Annotated in this window: 12 protein-coding genes and 3 pseudogenes; 11 read left to right on the forward strand and 4 right to left on the reverse strand. The window is 69.2% G+C overall.

Annotated features, from left to right (window positions below):
• Positions 1-76: 76 nt before the first annotated feature.
• Positions 77-967 carry a LysR substrate-binding domain-containing protein gene (locus OJJOAM_RS05255; RefSeq protein ID WP_422649101.1) on the reverse strand — a complete coding sequence of 297 codons (891 nt, stop codon included), beginning with the start codon at positions 965-967 and terminating at the stop codon, positions 77-79.
• Between the two features lie 179 nt (positions 968-1,146).
• On the opposite strand from OJJOAM_RS05255, the pseudogene OJJOAM_RS05260 reads away from it, so the two are divergent.
• The 10 genes and pseudogenes from OJJOAM_RS05260 to OJJOAM_RS05305 all read left to right on the forward strand — a co-directional run bounded on the left by OJJOAM_RS05260 (position 1,147) and on the right by OJJOAM_RS05305 (position 9,844).
• A pseudogene (locus OJJOAM_RS05260) lies at positions 1,147-2,125 on the forward strand (Bug family tripartite tricarboxylate transporter substrate binding protein).
• A 46-nt stretch (positions 2,126-2,171) separates the two neighbouring features.
• Positions 2,172-3,798: pseudogene (ggt, locus tag OJJOAM_RS05265) on the forward strand (gamma-glutamyltransferase).
• A gap of 164 nt (positions 3,799-3,962) precedes the next feature.
• Complete coding sequence (locus OJJOAM_RS05270) at positions 3,963-4,217, forward strand: AbrB/MazE/SpoVT family DNA-binding domain-containing protein (RefSeq protein WP_422649102.1); 255 nt, start codon at positions 3,963-3,965, stop codon at positions 4,215-4,217.
• Between the two features lie 2 nt (positions 4,218-4,219).
• On the forward strand, positions 4,220-4,582 hold the full coding sequence (locus OJJOAM_RS05275; protein WP_422649103.1) for a type II toxin-antitoxin system PemK/MazF family toxin: 363 nt from the start codon (positions 4,220-4,222) through the stop codon (positions 4,580-4,582).
• A gap of 103 nt (positions 4,583-4,685) precedes the next feature.
• Positions 4,686-5,555 (forward strand): PhzF family phenazine biosynthesis protein, encoded by an 870-nt coding sequence (locus OJJOAM_RS05280; protein WP_422649104.1) that lies wholly within the window; start codon positions 4,686-4,688, stop codon positions 5,553-5,555.
• 125 nt (positions 5,556-5,680) lie between these two features.
• Positions 5,681-6,298, forward strand: a complete 618-nt coding sequence (locus OJJOAM_RS05285) for a pyridoxamine 5'-phosphate oxidase family protein (protein ID WP_422649105.1) — start codon at positions 5,681-5,683, stop codon at positions 6,296-6,298.
• 266 nt (positions 6,299-6,564) lie between these two features.
• Positions 6,565-6,948, forward strand: a pseudogene (locus tag OJJOAM_RS05290) (AMP-binding protein); the annotation flags it as partial.
• Positions 6,949-7,078: 130 nt separating this feature from the next.
• Entirely contained in the window at positions 7,079-8,269 is a 1,191-nt protein-coding gene (locus OJJOAM_RS05295) for an AMP-binding protein (protein WP_422649106.1), read from the forward strand.
• The gene (locus OJJOAM_RS05300; RefSeq protein ID WP_422649500.1) at positions 8,266-9,234 is read left to right on the forward strand and encodes a Bug family tripartite tricarboxylate transporter substrate binding protein; all 969 of its coding nucleotides are present in this window, start codon (positions 8,266-8,268) and stop codon (positions 9,232-9,234) included. Before OJJOAM_RS05295 ends, OJJOAM_RS05300 begins: the two co-directional genes overlap by 4 nt.
• Positions 9,235-9,241: 7 nt before the next feature.
• A complete protein-coding gene (locus OJJOAM_RS05305) occupies positions 9,242-9,844 on the forward strand; it encodes a 2-hydroxychromene-2-carboxylate isomerase (protein ID WP_422649107.1) in 603 nt (200 codons plus the stop codon).
• Between the two features lie 61 nt (positions 9,845-9,905).
• Here the strand turns inward: OJJOAM_RS05305 and OJJOAM_RS05310 are convergent, their stop codons facing one another.
• The 3 genes from OJJOAM_RS05310 to OJJOAM_RS05320 all read right to left on the reverse strand — a co-directional run bounded on the left by OJJOAM_RS05310 (position 9,906) and on the right by OJJOAM_RS05320 (position 14,664).
• Positions 9,906-12,017: an NAD(P)-binding domain-containing protein gene (locus OJJOAM_RS05310; protein ID WP_422649108.1), complete on the reverse strand. Its 2,112-nt coding sequence runs from the start codon at positions 12,015-12,017 to the stop codon at positions 9,906-9,908.
• Positions 12,014-13,033: an NAD-dependent epimerase/dehydratase family protein gene (locus OJJOAM_RS05315; protein WP_422649109.1), complete on the reverse strand. Its 1,020-nt coding sequence runs from the start codon at positions 13,031-13,033 to the stop codon at positions 12,014-12,016. Before OJJOAM_RS05315 ends, OJJOAM_RS05310 begins: the two co-directional genes overlap by 4 nt.
• 206 nt (positions 13,034-13,239) lie before the next feature.
• Positions 13,240-14,664 carry a CoA transferase gene (locus OJJOAM_RS05320; protein WP_422649110.1) on the reverse strand — a complete coding sequence of 475 codons (1,425 nt, stop codon included), beginning with the start codon at positions 14,662-14,664 and terminating at the stop codon, positions 13,240-13,242.
• 343 nt (positions 14,665-15,007) lie between these two features.
• Between OJJOAM_RS05320 and OJJOAM_RS05325 the strand changes: the two genes are divergently transcribed.
• Positions 15,008-16,765: a glutamine--tRNA ligase/YqeY domain fusion protein gene (locus OJJOAM_RS05325; RefSeq protein WP_422649111.1), complete on the forward strand. Its 1,758-nt coding sequence runs from the start codon at positions 15,008-15,010 to the stop codon at positions 16,763-16,765.
• Positions 16,766-16,830: the final 65 nt, after the last annotated feature.

Raw genomic sequence — 16,830 nt, forward strand, 5'->3', positions numbered from 1 at the left:
GAAGCAACACGCAACACGTGAAACGGGGTGCCGGCCGGCACCCCGTTTTTTTTGGCCGAGGCGAACGAAACGCGCCCTAGCGCGGCTCGCAGAACAGCGCCGCGCAGGCGGCGCGGATCGCCTCGGTGATATGCCGGCGCGAATGATCGCGCCGCTCCAGCATGCCGATGGTGCGCCATACCGGCTCGCCTCCCGCCTCCAGCGGCAGCACCCGCAGCGCCTCGTCGTCGCGCCAGCGCGCCCGCTGCAGCAGCGGCACCACGGTCACGCCGACCTGCTGCCGCACCAGCTCGACCAGCGCCTCGATCGAATTGAGTTCGAGGAATTCGTTGACGCGCAGATGCGCGCGCCGCAGGGCCCGCTCGACCAGCATGCCGGTCAGCTGGGTCCGGTCGAAGCGCAGGAAGGCCTGGCCCGCCAGCGCCTGGCGCGCGTCCGCGGCGGCGCTGCCCGCGGCGGCAATCGCCACCAGCGGCTCGCGATACAGCGGCGTCCAGCGCAGCGCCCCCGCCAGCCGGCCCGGCCCCTCCACCACGATGGCCGCGTCGAGCTCCCCAGCCTCGACCAGCGTGGCCAGCTCGATCGACTTGGCGCCGACCAGCCGCACGTCCAGCGCGGGATGCTCGGTCTTCATGCTGGCCACCACGTGCGACAAGCCGCCCATCACCGACACCACGGCGCCGACGGCGACCGCACCGGCCATCGCCTCCGGCGTCTCCGGCGCGGCGCGCATCTCGTCGTACAGTGCCAGCAACCGGCGCGCGCGCGGCAGCAGTTCGCGCCCGCCCGCGTTGAGCACGACCACGCGGCCGGTCCGGTCGAACAGGTCGCGCCGCAGTTCGCCCTCGAGCGCGCGCATCTGCAGGCTGACCGCCGCCTGGGTCAGCGCCACATGGCCGGCGGCGGCGGCAAAGGAGCCGTGCTCGGCGACGGCGACAAAGGTACGAAGGAACCGGATGGTGCTCATAAAGTAAGAGGGAAGCGGTCAGCGCGGAGGCGGCAGACCGGGTCTGGAAGCAGCGTGCCTTAAGCAAAACTTGAGAAGCAAGCAAGAAATATTAGCTTTCATTATGTAAAGCTGCACGGAATAATGCGCCATCGGCCGGCCCGCCGGCATCGAACCGACAACGTCCACGGAGATTGAAGATGACATCCTGGCTGCGCCTGCTGGGCACCGGCCTGGCGGCGACGCTGGCCTTCGCCGCCGCGCCCGCCCTGGCCGAAAGCTATCCCGCCAAGCCGATCCGCCTGATCGTGCCCTTCCCCCGCCAGCGGCGCGACCGACCTGCTGGCGCGCGCGATCGCACAGAAGGTCGGCGCCAACCTCGGCCAGCAGGTCGTGGTCGACAACCGGCCCGGCGCGGGCGGCGCGATCGGCTCCGACATGGCCGCCAAGGCCCCGGCGGACGGCTACACGCTGCTGATGGCCACCAGCAGCACGCATTCGATCGGCCCGCATATCCATCCGCGCCTGCCGTACAACGTGCAGACCGATTTCACGCCGATCGGCCAGGTCGCCAGCGCGACCAATCTGCTGGTGGTGTCGAACCATCTGCCGGTCAACAGCGTCAAGGAACTGATCGCCTATGCCAAGGCGCATCCCGGCGAGCTGAACTACGCGTCCAGCGGCAACGGTACCGTGGTCCATCTGATGGCCGAGGCCTTCAGCGCGCAGGCTGGTGTCCAGCTGACGCACATTCCGTACAAGGGCACCGCGCTGTCGATCGCCGACCTGATCTCGGGCAAGGTGCATATCCTGTTCGACAGCATCGTCACCGGCCTGCCGCACGTGCGCGACGGCAAGCTCAAGGCGCTGGCGGTGACCAGCCCGAAGCGCTCGTCGCTGGTGCCCGACGTGCCGACCGTCGGCGAATCGGGCCTGCCCGGCTTCGTCAGCGAAACCTGGTTCGGCATCTATGGCCCGAAGAACCTGCCGGCCGACCTCGTTACCCGCCTGAACGCCGAATTCAACAAGGCGATCCAGGCGCCGGAGGTCAAGGAACGGCTGGCCAAGCTCGGCGCCGAGCCGGTCGGCGGCACGCCCGCGCAGTTCGCGACGATCGTCGGCAAGGAAAGCGCCCGCTGGGGCAAACTGATCAAGGACCGCAACATCACCGCGGAATAACGCCAAGACCGAATTACGCCAAGAGACAAGGGACAAGAGACACGCCATGCAGACCTTCGACTGGACCAATCCGTACCCCTCCGTGCGCATTCCGCTGTTCGCGCGCAACGTGGTATCGACCTCGCACCCGCTGGCCGCGCAGGCCGGCCTGCGCATGCTGCTCAAGGGCGGCAATGCGATCGACGCGGCGATCGCCGCCGCCGCCGCGATCACCATCGTCGAGCCGGTCTCCTGCGGCCTGGGCAGCGATGCCTTCGCGATCCTGTGGGACGGCAAGCAGCTGCACGGCCTGAACTCGTCGGGGGGTGGCGCCGGCCGCATGGAATCCCGAGTACTTCCGCAACAAGTACGGCGAGGAAGGCAATGGCATCGCCAAGCGGCCGATCCGCGGCTGGGACAGCGTCACCGTGCCGGGCGTGGTGGCCGGCTGGGCCGCGCTGCACGAGCGCTTCGGCAAGCTGCCGTTCGCCGACCTGATGGAGCCGGCCATCGAGATCGCCGAGCGCGGCTACGCCGTGCCGCCGATCATCGCGCACAAGTGGGCCGCCGCGGTGCCGGACCTGAAGGACCAGCCGGGCTACGCCGACACCTTCATGCCGAACGGCCGCGCGCCGCATACCGGCGAGAAGTTCGTGATGAAGGCCGCCGCCGAAACGTTGCGCCGCATCGGCGCCAGCGGTGGCCGCGACTACTACGAAGGCCAGATCGCCGAGCGCATCGCCGCCTTCAGCAAGGAGTGCGGCGGCGCGATGACGCTGGCCGATCTGCGCGACTACCGTCCGGACTGGGTCGAGCCGATCCGCAAGTCCTATCGCGGCTACGAGATCCACGAGATTCCGCCCAACGGCCAGGGCATCGCCGCGCTGATGGCGCTCGGCATCCTGGACAACTTCGACGTGGGCAACCTGCCGGTCGATTCGATCGACTCGCAGCATCTGCAGATCGAGGCGATGAAACTGGCGTTCGCCGACCTGTACCGCTACGTGTCCGACCCGCGCAGCATGGAAGTCACGCCCGAGCAGATGCTCGACGATGCCTACCTGAAGTCGCGCGCCAGGCTGATCGACATGAAGCGCGCCACGCATTTCGACTTCGGCATGCCCAAGGTCGGCGGCACCATCTACCTGACCGCGGCCGACGAGAACGGCATGATGATCTCGTTCATCCAGTCCAACTACATGGGCTTCGGTTCCGGCGTGGTGGTGCCCGGCACCGGCATCAGCCTGCAGAACCGCGGCGTCGGCTTCTCGATGGATCCGAAGTCGCCCAATGTGGTGGCCGGCGGCAAGCGCCCGTTCCACACCATCATCCCCGCGTTCATGACGCGCAACGGCCGGCCGGTGATGAGCTTCGGCGTGATGGGCGGCGACATGCAGCCGCAGGGCCATCTGCAGACCGTGGTGCGCATGCTCGACTACAAGCAGCAGCCGCAGGCGGCCTGCTGCGCGCCGCGCTGGAAGGTCAACCGCGACTTCACGCTGGACGTCGAGGCCACCATGAACGCCGCCACCGTCGCCGGCCTGAAGGACCGCGGCCACCAGCTCAAGTCGGTGGCCGACCCCTACATGGACTTCGGCTCGGGGCAGTTCATCTGGCGCCTGTCGGAAGACGCCGAGCACGGCTACGTCGCCGCCAGCGACAGCCGCCGGGACGGGCAGGCCGTGGGGTTCTGACGGTCCTCCGATCCCGCTGTCCCCCTGGACACTCATTGCGCCGGCTTCATGCCGGCGTTTTTTTTGCTTCCCGACAATGCCTTGTGTATTCAATTCCCCTCCATGTATAAACCATGTTGAAACATTCCCGCCACGACCCGAGACTTGCGCCACAGGAGGCTCAAATGGCCAAAGCAGCCAGACTGACCATCCAGAAATGGGGAAATAGCCTTGCCGTCAGGATTCCCTCCGCGGTAGCGAGATCGGCGCACTTTGTAGAAGGACAGGAGGTCGAGGTGCAGGTGGAAGAGGTGGGAGTGACCGTCAAGCCTGTGGGAAAGCGGGCAATGACGCTTGACGAGAAGCTGGCCCTGTTTGACTCGGCCGTCCACGGCGGCGAAGTCATGGCGGCGCCACCCGTCGGTTCGGAGGCGATGTAGCGATGCCGAAGAGCGCGTGGGTACCCGATCGCCGCGACATTGTGTGGATCGAATGCAGCCCGCAGATCGGGCGGGAAATGAAAGACCGACACCCGTTGCTCGTCTTGTCGCCACGGGCGTTCAATGAAAAAACCGGCTTGGTCATCGGCTTGCCGATGACGACGGCCGCCTACAACGAGACCAACCCGTTTGCCATCAAGCTCGAAGGTGTCGGCAAGCTGTCGGCCTACATCCTCGCGCATCAGCCAAAATCCTTCGACTGGCGCGGCCGGCACGCCAAGCCCCATCCCTGGAAGCAGGCACCCACGGATGCCTTCGCGGCAGCCTGCGAGCAATTGAATCAGATCGTCTGTCTGTGCGGCTGACGCGGGGACGGGAACTGGCCTGATGCCGGGCTAGCGAACTGTATATGGCTCGGGCGCGCCATCGTCCTACACTGGCACCCTGTCCCTACCCGATGCCACCGCCATGCCCAGCTACGCCTTCCGCCTGCTCAATGTCTTCGCCGAATCGACCTTCGGCGGCAATCCGCTGTGCGTGTTCGAGGACGGGCGCGGGCTGGACGATGCGACCATGCAGGCGCTGGCGCTGCAGTTCAATCTGTCGGAGACGACCTTCATCCTGCCGTCGGAGCGGGCCGACGCGATGGTGCGGATCTTCACCCCCGGCTACGAGATGCGCTTCGCCGGCCATCCGACGCTGGGCACCGCGCATGCGGTACGGGCGCTGCGCGGCACCGGCGATGCGCTGACGCTGGAGTTCAAGGCCGGCGTGGTGCCGGTGCGCGCGCACGGCGATGTCTGGACCTTCACCGCCCCGCATCGCGGCCAGCCAAGGACCGCGCCAGCGCCACTGCCGGATGCCGAAGTGGCCGCGCTGCTCGGGCTGCGGGCCGACGACCTGGCCGGCTCGCCGATGTGGGTCGATACCGGCGCCGACCAGCTGCTGGTGCCGCTGAACAGCCCGGACGCCGTGCGCCGCGCGGCGCCCGACGGCAGCCGCCTGGACGCCTGGCCCGCCAGCAGCCTTGGCCGCAAGACCGCCTATCTGTTCGCCTTCGACCCGCAGCAGCCGGGCCGCGTGATCGCGCGCTACTTCTTCACCAAGCAGGGCGGCGGCGTGGCCGAGGACCCGGGCACCGGCTCGGCCTGCGCCAACCTGGGCGGCTGGCTGCTCGCCACCGGCCATGCCTTGCCGGCCCGCTACGAGATCGCCCAGGGCGACCTGGTCGAGCGGCCCTGCCGGCTGCGGCTGGAGGTCGATGCGGAAGACGGAGAAGGCGCGATCCGCGTCGGCGGCCGCGTGATCGAGATCGGCCGGGGCACCGTCACGCTGTAGACTTGCCGTTGCCGCGCACGGCGTCCAACGCGCACGGTCCACCCGTTCCGCCGCACTGCGCCCAACGCGCACGGTCCAACCCGTTCCGCCCCACTCTTCCACCTCGCTCCGACCGCCAATCCGCCATGACCGACCACACCATCACCACGCTGGCAGACCTGGAAACGCACTACGGCAAACCCGCGCCGGCCTCGCTCGCCAAGGAAGTCGATTACCTGCATCCGCACTACCGCGCCTTCGTCGAGGCCTCGCCGTTCTGCCTGCTGTCGACGGTGGCCGACGGCATGGCCGAATGCTCGCCGCGCGGCGACGCGCCCGGCTTCGTCAAGGTGCTGGATGACCGCACGCTGCTGCTGCCGGACCGCCGCGGCAACAACCGCATCGACAGCCTGCGCAACATCCTGGCCGACCCGCGCGTCGGCCTGCTGTTCCTGGTGCCGGGCGTCGACGAGACGCTGCGCGTGGCCGGCACGGCGACGATCTCGACGAATCCCGATCTGATCGCCCAATGCACGGTCGACGGCAAGGCGCCCTCCACCGTGTTGCTGATCGCGATCCGCTCGGTGTTCTTCCAGTGCGCCCGCGCGCTGGTGCGTTCGCGCCTGTGGTCGCCGGAGGCGCAGATTCCACGCAGCGCGCTGCCGAGCACCGGCACCATCCTGGCGACGCTGAGCCGCGATGCGATCGACGGCCGCGCGTACGACGCCGAACTGCCGCAGCGGATCCGCCAGACGCTGTACTGAGGGCCTCGGGGCTTGGGGGCCCTCGGGCGTCCGGGCCGTGGGGCCTCGGGATCTCGGGATCTCGGGATCTCGGGGTCTCGGGGGGTTTCGAGGTGTCGGCGAGGTGCGTCTCGGAGACCTTGCCCCCCGCGCCCCCGTGCCACACCTCGCCCATAACCCCGTGTTAAGCCGGTGCAATAAAACGGCATAGGACATGCGCAAGCGCGCTCCTTACACTGGGCTTGCCCGTGCGCTCCACCGTTCGAGCGGCACGCGGCGGGAGGCCCATGGACGATATCGTCGACCTGCTCGAGACCCGGGCGCGCGAACAACCGGATCGGCTGCTGCTGGCCTGGGAGCCATTCGAAGGCCCCGCGCGCGAATGGACGCGCGGCGCATTCCTCGATGACGTCCGCCGCGTCGCCGGCGGACTCGCCCGGCGCGGCGTGCGCCCCGGCGATCGCGTGCTGCTGCATGCCAACAACTGTCCCGAATTCCTGCTGACCTGGTTCGCCTGCGCCTGGCTGGGCGCGGTCTGCGTGGTGCTCAATCCCAAGTCGGCAAGCGACGAGCTGGCCTTCTTCGCCGACCACACCGGCGCGGTCGGCATCGTGACGCAGCGCGGCTTGCCCGGCTCGCTCCCTTCCCTCGGTTCCGACGCTCACCGGCTGCGCTGGCAGATCGTCATCGATGCGGACCATGCCGACCATGCCGACCATGCGGACCATGCAATCGGCTTCGCGTCGTTGCACGATGCCCCGGTCGAACGCGCGCGATTGGACCCGCTCGCCCCCCGGCAGCATGATGTTCACCTCCGGCACCTCGTCGCGCCCGAAGGCCGTGGTCTGGTCGCGCGCGAACGCGCTATGGGCGGCGCAATTGTGTGCCGCCGGTATCGGCCTGCTGTCCTCCGATATCGTCCTGATCCCACTGCCGCTCTATCACGTCGTGGGCCTGGCCTGGAGCGTGCTGCCGGCCCTGCAGGCAGGCGCGGCCATCGTGCTGCAGCCGCGCTTCTCGGCGAGCCGCTTCTGGCCAGTCGCGCTGGCGCGGCGCTGCACCTTTGCCCCGCACGTCCAGTTCACCAGTGCGGCGCTGTTCCGCCAGCCGGTCCCGCCGGCCCACCACTTCCGGCTGTGGTGCAACTCGGTCTGGCTGCCGGACCACGAGCGGCATTTCCGCGTGCCGATCCTGGGCTGGTGGGGCATGACCGAACTGGTCGGGCCCGGCATCCTGGGACGCGCGAACCGGCCGATCGCACCGGGCGCCATTGGCCTGGTCGCACCGGGCTATGCGGCCCGGATGGCAGACAGCCACAGCATGTCGCTGGCGCCGGGCGAGGTCGGCGAGCTCGAGATCCTCGGCGAGCGCGGGCGGACATTGTTTGCCGGCTACTTCAACGACGAGGATGCCAACGCGGCCGCCTTCACCGCGGACGGCTGGTTCCGCACCGGCGATCGCATGAAGGTCCACGCCGACGGCTCGATCCAGTTCCTGGAGCGGGCGCGCGATGTGATCAAGTGCGGCGGCGAAGGCGTGTCGCCGGCGGAAGTCGAACGCGTGGTCCGCGCGGTGCCGGGCGTGGCCGACGTCTCGGTCGTGGGCCGCGCGGATGGCGCGATGGGCGAGGTCGCGGTGGCCTTCGTGGTGCCAGCCGCTCCGAACGGCGCCACCGAAGCGTTGTCCCGCGAGATCGACGCGGCCTGCCGCGCGCAGCTCGCCGGCTTCAAGGTGCCGCGCGAGATCCGGTTTCTCGCCAGCCTGCCGCTGGTCGGCATCAACAAGGTCGCCAAGGGCGAGCTGCGCCGCCTTGCCGCTCGGACCGACACCGACACCAGCACCGGCACCAGCAGCACCGGCTCCGGCTCCGGCTCCGGCTCCGGCTCCGACTCCGACTCCGACTCCGACTCCGGCTTCGACTGCGGCACCAGGACCGTGACCGACGACCGCGACCGCCATTTGCCAGCCCCACCCCAAGGAGGCTCAGCATGAAAGCCATCGTCACGCTCCTGTCCATGATGCTGGCCTGCGGCGGCGCGGCGCTGGCCGAGGAGTTTCCGTCGCGCACCGTCACGCTGGTGGTGCCGGCCGCGCCCGGCGGACCGAGCGACGCGCTGGCGCGCACGCTGGCGGAGAAACTGAAGACCACGCTCGGCCAGAGCGTCGTCACCGAGAACCGCGGCGGCGCCAACGGCACCATCGGGGTCAACTCGGTGGTGCGCAGCAAGGCCGATGGCCATACGGTGCTGTTCTCGGTCGACGGGCCGCTGACCACCATTCCGGCGCTGATGCCAGACACGCCCTACGATGCCTCGCGCGACCTGATGCCGGTGGCCATCGTCGGCGATGGCGGCGACGTGGTGCTGGCGGTGCCGGCCGATTCGCCCGCGAAGACGGCGCAGGAACTGGCGACGCTGCTGCGCCAGCGGCCGGACAAGGCCAACTATGTATCGTCCGGCGCCGGCTTTCCCAGCCATGTCGTCGGCGAGCTCTACAAGCGCGAGGCCAAGGCATCGGCCCAGCATGTGCCGATGAAAGGCGCGGGCGCGGCGATGGTGGAACTGCTGTCGGGCCGGTACAGCTTTTCGTTTCCGCCGGCGAGCCTGGCGATCGTGCAGCAGAAGGCCGGCAAGATCCGCGTGCTGGCCGTGGCGGGCGAACGGCGCAACACGCTGTTCCCGGACGTGCCCACGCTGGCCGAAGCGGGCTATCCCAATATCGCGGCCCCCGGCTACTGGATCGCGACCTACGTGCCGGCCGCCACGCCGCGTGCGACGGTGGACCGGCTCGCGGCCGCCATCCGCGGCGTCACCCACGCGCCGGACTTTGCGCCGCTGCTGCAGGCGCAGGGCATGGTCGCCTCCGACCTGTCGCCCGAGCAGATCCGCGCGCGCGTGCAGCGCGAATCCGCGTACTGGCGGCGGACCATCGAGCAACTGAACATCAAGATGGAATGAGGCGGCGATGGCCCGTCCCATCGATTTCTATTTCGACTTCATCTCGCCCTACGGCTACTTCGGCTCGACGCAGATCGATGCCCTTGCGGCCCGCCATGGCCGCACCGTGGTGTGGCGCCCTTTCCTGCTAGGCGTCACGGTGGTCAAGATCATGGGGCTGAAGCCGCTGATGGAGACGCCACTGAAAGCGGACTATCTGCGGCTCGACAAACCCCGCATGGCGCGGATACTGGGCGTGCCCTTCGTCCAGCGCGATATGCAAGGCGTCAGCTCGGTCAAGGCCTCACGGGCCTTTCTGGCACTGGACGAACGCGATCCGGCGCAGGCGAAGCGCTTCGCGCAGCGGATCTTCGCCCGGCTGTGGGAGCGCGGGGAGGACATCACGGATCTCGACGCGGTGCTGGAGGAAGCCGCCGCGGTCGGCGCCGATACCGGCTGGCTGGCGGCCGAGATCGCCTCGCCCGAAGGCAAGCGGCGGCTGGAAGGGGCGGTGGACCATGCCGTTGCGCAAGGCGTCTTCGGTGCGCCCTTCTTTATCGTCGACGGCGAGCCGGTGTGGGGCGTCGATCGGCTGTGGCTGGTGGAACGGCTGCTGAACGAGTCGGCCTGAGAACCGATGCGGGAAGTGCGGGGCCTGAAACGAGGCTTCAAGCGAGTCCTCAAACGAGACCTCAACGAGACCTCAACGAGACCTCAAGCGAGACCTTGGGCGGGGCCTCAGCCCGCCGCGCTGCGCGCCTTGCCTTTGGCGGCGGCCGCGGCGGGGCCCGCTCCGGCCGGGCACGGATGCCCTCGACCAGCGTACGCACCATCGCCTCCGCCAGCCGCTCGCGCGCGTGCTCGTCGGCATCGGCCTCGGGCCGATACCAGATCAGCGACCATTGGATACCGCCCAGCAAGGTCTTCACCGCGATCGACAAGTCGGCATCGGCGGCCAGCGAGCCATCGCGCCTCGCCGCCGCGGCCTGGTCCTTGAACAGACGCTCGAAGCGGTCGCGGCTGGCGATCAGTTCGTCCAGCGTCTGCCGTTGCGACGGCGTGGTCGCGCCGAAGCGATGCATCTGCACGCCCTGCGCTACCACGCTCTCGAAGGTATGGTGTTCCAGCACGGCAACCGCATGCGCGCGCAGCATCGCCGCCAGCACGGTGACGCCATCGCCCTCGACCTTGCGGGCGGGCTCCACCGCTTCGAACAACAGACGCATGCCTTCGCGATGCACCTCGAAGAACAGGTCGATCTTCGACGCGTAATGATGGTAGATGCGTCCCTTGGTCGCGCCGAGCCGCCGCGCGACGTCGTCGATGCTGGTGGCATGGAACCCTTGTTCCATGAAACATTCGGCGGCCTGGATCAGGATTTCCTGCTTGCTTGGGGTCATGCCGCCCCTCCCCGGGCGATATCGCGAAACAGTTCTCTGGCGTAGCGGCGGAAGTCTACCTCCAGCGTATAGCGCGCCGAGCCGACGAAGCGCCGCGACACGTAGCGCCGATGGGCATCGATCTCCGCCATCATGCCGTCCGGACCCGGCAGCCGCACCTTCGTTGGCGAGCACCGCAGCCAGCCACTTGCCCTGGATCTCGACCAGCGGAATGGTTGGGCCGATCGGCTGCACCAGCCCGAGCAGGAACAGGCCGTGCCGCCCCGGCGGCATCATGCGGCGATAGAGCTCGGCCTTGCCGTCCGCGACCTCGAACACCTGCCGGTCGAGAAACGGAAAGCTGGCCTGATAGCCGGTCGCGTGGATGATCGCATCGACGGCCTCGCGGGTGCCGTCCTCGAACTCGACGTGGTGGCCATCGAGCCTGCGGATGTTCGGCTTGATGCGGATCCAGCCATGCCCGCAATACGGGATCAGCTCCTGGCTCAGCGTCGCATGCTCGCGCCAGATCTCGTGGCGCGGCCGCGGAATGCCGACGCGGGCCTGGTCGCCGGTCGCCAGATACGCGAGCCAGCGCACCAGCGTGCGCGTGACGCGCGTGGGCAGATGCAGGCGCCGCGCGAAGAAGGCCGACCAGCGGTCGGTCGGATGGCCCATGATGTATTTCGGCATGATCCACGCGCTGCGCCGCGTCGAGATCCACGTCCGCTTCGCCGACTTGCAGACGTCGACGGCGATGTCGACCGCGGAATTGCCGATGCCGACGATCAGCACGTTCCTGTCGCGGAACGGCTCGGCGGTGCGGTAGTGATGCGAATGGATCTGCTCGCCGGAAAACGCGCCGTCGAAGCGCGGCCAGCGCGGGTCCCACAGATGGCCGTTGGCGACGATCACCGCGCGATAGCGCCGGCTGCTGCCGTCCCCGAGCGTGACGCGCCAGCTGCCGTCGCCGGCCGGCTCCACGCGCTCGACCCGCGTGTTGAAGCGGATATGCGGCGGGATGCCGAAGCGCTCGGCATAGGCTTCCAGATATTCGATGACCTCGTAGTGCGACAGGAAATCCGGATAGTGGTCGGGGATCGGGAAATCGGAGTAGCCGAGGTTGGTGCGGCTGGTGTCGATATGCAGGCTGCGATAGGCCGACGACATGCCGTTGTCGTTTTCGTAGCGCCACATGCCGCCGATCTTCGAGCCCAGTTCGAAGCAATCGAACGCGATGCCCTTCTCCTTCAGCGCCTTGGCGGCGGTCACCCCGGACGAGCCGGCGCCGACGATGCAGACCGGCAGCGCGGCCACCTCGGGCGACAGCCGGTCGTCGAAGCGCAGCGCGGCATCGGCCTGCCGCTCGTGTCCACTGGTGGAGAGCGGGCCGTTACGGCGGAATCCGATCGCGGGGTTCTTCATGCCGTCCCCTTGTCGCGCAGGGACGCGCCGAGGTTGGCTCCGACGTCGGCCCCGAGGTTGGCCCCGAGGTACGCGCCGAAACGCGCGTCGAAATCGGCGTCGGCATGCAGGCCGAGCGCGCTGGCCCTGTCCGACGTAAAGGCGCGCGGCCAGCTGTCTACCACGCGCTGGAGCGCGGGGTCGGGCTCGTAGCGGACCCGCGCCGCGGCTTCGTCCCCGGCCACGCGACGCAGCGCGGCCACCATCTCCGCGACGGTGATCGACAGCGACGGCAGGTTCAGCGCGCGATCGTGCGGCAACCGTGCCGCCGGCAGCTCGTGCATCGCGATCAGGGCCCGGGCCACGGCCTGCTCCGACGCCACCGGCATCCGCGTGTCCGGATGCAGCCCGCAGACGACGTCGCGGCCGGCCAGCGGCTCGCGCACGATCGCGGCGATGCGGTCCGACACCGCGGGCGATGGCGCGCCGTCGCGGATCAGCACGATCGGCAGGCGCAGCGCGCGCGCGTCGACGCGGCCGCGGCGGCTGTAGTCGGCCAGCAGCAGCTCGGCGATGGCCTTGTGCGTGCCATAGGTCGTGTCGGGCTCGGCGCGCAGGCCATCGCCGACCGTCGCGGGCAGGTCGCCGCCGAAGACGGCGATCGAGCTGGCCAGCACCAGCCGGGGCGGCTTGCCGAAGCCGGCGATCAACTCGCGCAGGGCCTCGACATGCAGGCGATAGGCGCGCGGCTCGTCGGCTTCGGCCTCCAGCGTCAGGCTGGCCGCCAGGTGGAAGACGCTGTCCGGCGCCAGCGCCGCCAGTTGCGCGGCAAAGCCGGGCCCGGCCAGGTCGCCGCGCAGCACGGTGCGGCGGCACGGCGCGTCGCCGGCAAGCGGCACATCGGCCCGGTCTGCCAGCACCAGTTCCTCGATCCGGCGCGGCGTGCCGCCGGCATCGGCCAGGCTTCCCTTCGCGATCAACGCGCGGTGCAGCGCGGTGCCGATAAAGCCGGCCGCGCCCGTGATCAGAACCCGCATGCCTTTGTCTCCTTGTTGTCGCTTGTTGTTTTTCTTGTCGCCGCTCTTGCCGAAGGTCAGGCAAGCCTCCGCTTCGGAAACATACTACTGAGTAGGTTTTGGAACGTCAAAAAAAATATCGACGTGGCGTGGCGGCAGCGGCGAGGAACAGCGGCCCCGTGGTCCAGGGGACGCCGCTCCCAAATATCCGGGAAAATCGGCCCGGCCTATCTCGCCCCGCCGCGCGGCAACCACTCCGCCGCGTCGCTGCCCAGCGGCACCGACGGCTGCTCCCAGCGCGCCGGGGTTTCCGACAGCTGCGCGGCGTGGCGCACCGTGGTCAGCATGCCGAAGCCGGACGGCACTGCTTCCAGCAGGTCGCTGATGTCGTCGATGCGCTGATCCGGCGCCTTCAGGCCCGCTTCGATCCGCCCCAGACTGCGCAGCCACTGGGCGGTCTGCGCCAGCGACACGCGCACGTGCCAGCTGCCGCCCTCGGTGGCGCGCCGGTGCAGCGCCGCCATCGCTCCCACCGCCAGCAGATAGCCGGCGGCGTGGTCGAGCACTTGGGCCGGCAAGGGGCGCGGCGCGTCGCTGCCGGCGGCGCGGGCCTCCGCATCGTTGAAGCCGGTCGCGGTCTGCACCAGCGAATCGAAGCCGCGCTTGCCGGCCCACGGTCCCACATGGCCGTAGGCAGACAGCGAGACATAGACGATGCCCGGCCGGGCGCGCGCCGCCGCCTCGGGGCCGAAGCCCAGCGCCGCGAGCCCGCCGGGCCGGTAGCCCTGCAGGAACACGTCGGCGCCGTGCAGCAGCTTGTGCAGCGTGTGCTTGTCGTCGGCGTCGCGCAGGTCGAGCTGGCAGGAGCGCTTGCCGCGGCCGGTGTCGATCACCAGCGGTGCGATCGACGGCAGATGCGGCGCGGTGACCAGCAGCACGTCGGCGCCATGCGCGGCGAGGGTACGGCCGGCAACCGGGCCGGCGATGATCCGCGTGAATTCGAGCACGCGCACGCCCGACAGCGGACGCGCATCCTGCGCCGGCAGCTCCGGCAAGGGCAGCGGCGGCGCGTCGCCGATCCGCTCGATCACGATCGGCGGCAACTCGCGCAGCGCGGTGGCCTGCGGATGGCGGTCCCACTCCTCGAAGCTGCGCATCGCCGCGACGACCAGCCCCGCATCGGAGGCGGCGGTCTCGAAGGCCTCGGCCTCCCATTTGCCGAGCGCGGCCTGCACCGCGTCCTTGTCGTTGGCGCAGCCGAGCAGGCGCAGCACGCCGTCGCGGTGATGCAGGAAGTTGGTGTGCAGCCGGACCCAGCGGCCGTCACCGCAGCGATAGGCGCCCGCGATCTTGTCCCACAGCTCCGGCGCGGGGCCGCCGTCGACGCGCAGATAGCGCTCGCTGCGGAATTCCGCGATGGCGTGGCGCATGTCGACGGCGACCTGCTGCCAGCGGCCGGTGCGCTGCTGCCACAGCGCCGCGGCCGCCAGCGCGGACGCGGCCAGGCTGGCCTGCGCGGCGGTGCCGACCGCGAACGACGACGGCAGCACCGGTTCGGCGCCGCTCAGCCGCGCCTGCGCAAGGGCGGCCTCGGGCAGGCCGGTGGTGCGCCACAGCGCGGCAAGGGTGGCGGCGGGATCGGGCGATGGCATGGGGCTCCTCGTAAAACGATGGGGGTGGGATGGCAATGCGATGGCGACGGTGGGGTCGGCACATCGAATCGGCAAATCGAATCGACAAATCGAACCGGTGGCTGCAGTGCGGGCGCCCGCTGGCGGACCGCTTCGGGATGCACAGGAACTCCATGCTAGCGCGCCGCACAAGATTGCGCGCGCGGCGGATGCGCCGGCACGGTAAAATCACCGGTTCCCGCCAACCTGCCGGGCCCTCCGGGGCGCCGGCGCGCTGGCCCGGCGCAAATCCGCGCCGATCCTTCACGAATCCGAATCCGCCCTGTAGCCGGCCGCGCGACCCGCGGCCCAACCTGGCCAAACCATGAGCCACGACCCGAAAGCCCAAGACAGCACGCCCGCCGCCTCGAACTTCCTGCGCAGCATCATCGACCAGGATCTGGCCGCCGGCACCTATGCCGGCCGCACCGACGCGCAGGGCCGGCCGCTGCCCGCCGTGATCACGCGCTTCCCGCCGGAGCCCAACGGCTATCTGCATATCGGCCACGCCAAGAGCATCTGCCTGAATTTCGGCCTGGCGCGCGACTACGGCGGCCGCTGCCACCTGCGCTTCGATGACACCAATCCGGTCAAGGAAGACACCGAGTACGTCGATTCGATCATCGACGCGGTGCACTGGCTCGGCTTCAGCTGGGACGGCACCGATGCGCAGGGCGGCCCGCAGGCCCACCTGTACTACGCCAGCGACTACTTCGACCAGCTGTACGCCTTCGCCGAGAAGCTGATCGAGCGCGGCGTCGCCTATGTCGACAGCCAGAGCGCCGAGCAGATCGCCGCCAGCCGCGGCAACTTCGCCGAGCCGGGCACGCCCTCGCCCTACCGCGAGCGCAGCGTCGAGGAGAACCTGCAGCTGTTCCGCGACATGCGCGCCGGCAAGTACGGCGACGGCGAGCACGTGCTGCGCGCGAAGATCGACATGGCCGCGCCGAACATCGTGATGCGCGACCCGGTGCTCTACCGGATCCGCCATGCGCACCACCATCGCACCGGCGACAAGTGGTGCATCTATCCGATGTACGACTTCACGCATTGCATCTCCGATGCGATCGAGAACATCACGCACTCGCTGTGCACGCTGGAGTTCGAGAACAACCGCCCGCTGTACGACTGGGTGCTGGCCCAACTGCGCGATTGCGGCCTGCTGCGCGAGCCGCTGCCGCATCAGTACGAATTCGCCCGGCTGAACCTGACCTATGCGATCACCAGCAAGCGCAAGCTGCTGCAGCTGGTCAACGAGGGCCGCGTCGACGGCTGGGACGACCCGCGCATGCCGACCATCGTCGGCATCCGCCGGCGCGGCTATACGCCCGAATCGATCCAGCTGTTCTGCGATCGCGTGGGCGTGGCGAAGTCGGACAGCTGGATCGACATGAGCACGCTGGAAGGCGCGGTGCGCGACGACCTCGATGCGCGCGCGGCGCGCGGCGTGGCGGTGCTCGATCCGCTCAAGCTGATCCTGGACAACTATCCGGAAGGCCAGAGCGAGGCGTGCTCGGCGCCGGTCCATCCGAAGCAGCCCGAGCTCGGCAAGCGGGTGTTTCCGCTGTCGCGCGAGCTGTGGATCGAGCGCGAGGACTTCAACGAGAACCCGCCGAAGGGCTATTTCCGGCTGTTCCCGGGCAACAAGGTGCGGCTGCGCTACGGCTACGTGATCGAATGCACCGGCGTCGACAAGGACGCCGACGGCAATGTCGTCGCCGTGCACGCGAACTACCTGCCGGACACCAAGAGCGGCACGCCAGGCGCGGACAGCGTCAAGGTCAAGGGCAACATCCACTGGGTCAGCGCGCAGCATGCGCTGCAGGCCGAGGTGCGGCTGTACGACCGACTGTTCAACGACCCGCATCCGGATGCCGGCGGCAAGAACTTCCTCGATGCATTGAACGCCGACTCCAAGCGCGTGGTCACAGCGTATCTGGAGCCCGGCCTGCGCGAGGCCAAGGCCGAGGACCGCTTCCAGTTCGAGCGGCACGGCTATTTCGTCGCCGACCGCGTCGACAGCCAGCCCGGCCGTCCGGTCTTCAACCGCATCGTCGGACTGAAGGACAGCTGGGGCAAGTAATTGCCGCGGCCCACGCCGGCGCGCCGAGGAATCGGCGCCCGGCGCCACCTCCAACCCCAATCTTC

It is taken from the genome of Cupriavidus sp. H18C1 (genome assembly GCF_049311595.1).
Taxonomy (GTDB): Bacteria; Pseudomonadota; Gammaproteobacteria; order Burkholderiales; family Burkholderiaceae; genus Cupriavidus; species Cupriavidus cauae.

Coding starts and splice junctions, on each gene's coding strand:
- OJJOAM_RS05285 (WP_422649105.1), top strand. CDS start 5,681: ATGACCGACCACACCATCACCACGCTGGCAGACCTGGAAACGCACTAC.
- OJJOAM_RS05310 (WP_422649108.1), bottom strand. CDS start 12,017: ATGAAGAACCCCGCGATCGGATTCCGCCGTAACGGCCCGCTCTCCACC.
- OJJOAM_RS05295 (WP_422649106.1), top strand. CDS start 7,079: ATGATGTTCACCTCCGGCACCTCGTCGCGCCCGAAGGCCGTGGTCTGG.
- OJJOAM_RS05300 (WP_422649500.1), top strand. CDS start 8,266: ATGAAAGCCATCGTCACGCTCCTGTCCATGATGCTGGCCTGCGGCGGC.
- OJJOAM_RS05255 (WP_422649101.1), bottom strand. CDS start 967: ATGAGCACCATCCGGTTCCTTCGTACCTTTGTCGCCGTCGCCGAGCAC.
- OJJOAM_RS05315 (WP_422649109.1), bottom strand. CDS start 13,033: ATGCGGGTTCTGATCACGGGCGCGGCCGGCTTTATCGGCACCGCGCTG.
- OJJOAM_RS05325 (WP_422649111.1), top strand. CDS start 15,008: ATGAGCCACGACCCGAAAGCCCAAGACAGCACGCCCGCCGCCTCGAAC.
- OJJOAM_RS05305 (WP_422649107.1), top strand. CDS start 9,242: ATGGCCCGTCCCATCGATTTCTATTTCGACTTCATCTCGCCCTACGGC.
- OJJOAM_RS05320 (WP_422649110.1), bottom strand. CDS start 14,664: ATGCCATCGCCCGATCCCGCCGCCACCCTTGCCGCGCTGTGGCGCACC.
- OJJOAM_RS05280 (WP_422649104.1), top strand. CDS start 4,686: ATGCCCAGCTACGCCTTCCGCCTGCTCAATGTCTTCGCCGAATCGACC.
- OJJOAM_RS05270 (WP_422649102.1), top strand. CDS start 3,963: ATGGCCAAAGCAGCCAGACTGACCATCCAGAAATGGGGAAATAGCCTT.
- OJJOAM_RS05275 (WP_422649103.1), top strand. CDS start 4,220: ATGCCGAAGAGCGCGTGGGTACCCGATCGCCGCGACATTGTGTGGATC.